This is a genomic window from Aphanothece microscopica RSMan92 (assembly GCF_046613545.2).
Classification (GTDB): Bacteria; Cyanobacteriota; Cyanobacteriia; order PCC-6307; family Cyanobiaceae; genus NIES-981.
On sequence record NZ_JBKKKY020000210.1, the window covers coordinates 1 to 1,062 of the forward strand.

The 1,062-nt window shown below is 70.7% G+C and carries 1 protein-coding gene and 1 pseudogene; one reads left to right on the forward strand and one right to left on the reverse strand.

The window, feature by feature from the left end; all coding sequences use genetic code 11:
* Positions 1-477: SsrA-binding protein SmpB (gene smpB, locus ACLD7X_RS17025; RefSeq protein WP_411424875.1), on the forward strand; the 477-nt coding region annotated here is incomplete at its 5' end.
* 61 nt (positions 478-538) lie between these two features.
* Here the strand turns inward: smpB and ACLD7X_RS17030 are convergent.
* Positions 539-1,062: pseudogene (locus ACLD7X_RS17030) on the reverse strand (hypothetical protein); the annotation flags it as partial.

Sequence of the window (1,062 nt, forward strand, 5' to 3'; positions counted from 1 at the left end):
GCCGCCGCCCGGGCCCGGCGGGATGCCGCGAACCGCCTGCTGGCCGACAACCGCCTGGCCCGGCATCAGTACGAGATCCTTGACACCCTCGAGACCGGCATCGAGCTGCTGGGCACCGAGGTGAAGTCGATCCGCGCCGGTCAGGTGAACCTCCGGGACGGTTTCTGCCTGATCCGCAACGGGGAACTGCAGCTGCACAACGTGCACATCGCTCCCCACAGCCACGCGGGCGCCTACTTCAACCATGACCCGCTGCGGGTCCGCAAGCTGCTCGCCCACCGCCGGGAGATCGACAAGCTGCGCGGCGCCCTCGACCAGAAGGGCCTGACCCTGGTGCCCCTCAACCTGCACCTCAAGGGGTCCTGGATCAAGGTGACCCTCGGGCTGGCCAAGGGGCGCAAACTCCACGACAAGCGCCAGGAGGAACGCCGCAAGCAGGAGGCCAAGGAGACCCGCGCCGCCATCGCCCGGATCTAGGCCTGCACCTGCCCCCGAAACGTCAGGTCAGTACGTCAGGTCAGCGCGTCAGTTCAGCGTGTCAGTTCAGCGGTGGTGGCGGCTCGGGACCGCTGGCACTGTCGGGGGGAGTCTCGGCGGGTGGCTCGGCGGGCTTGTCGGGCCAGCCGATCGGTGGCCTCGGCGGCGTGGTCGCCCCCTCCGGCCTGGACTCGGTCGGTTGCTCGACGGGCGGGGCCTCGGGAGGGGGGTCGGCCCGCAGCGACAGGGTGATCAGTGCCGGCGCCACGCCGTCGTTGGTCACCAGCAGCTGCACCGGGGAGCGCTTCTGGGAGCCGAGGCTGACCACCCGCAGCGGCCCCTTGGGCTCCAGCTGGGTGCCGTCGGGCCCGAACACGCTCATCTGCATCAGCGGCGAGCCGTTGACCCCGAGCACCAGCCGGTAGCCCTCCGGCAACCGCACCGGGAAGAGACGGGCGCCTCCGGCATCCACGGAGGCCGAGATCACCTGGGTCTGCAGGGGCTCGGCGCGGATCGGCTCGATCTGAACGCTGGCCAGGATCTGCTCAGCGGCGGCATACCAGAGCTGGCGGAAGGGTTCGGCCG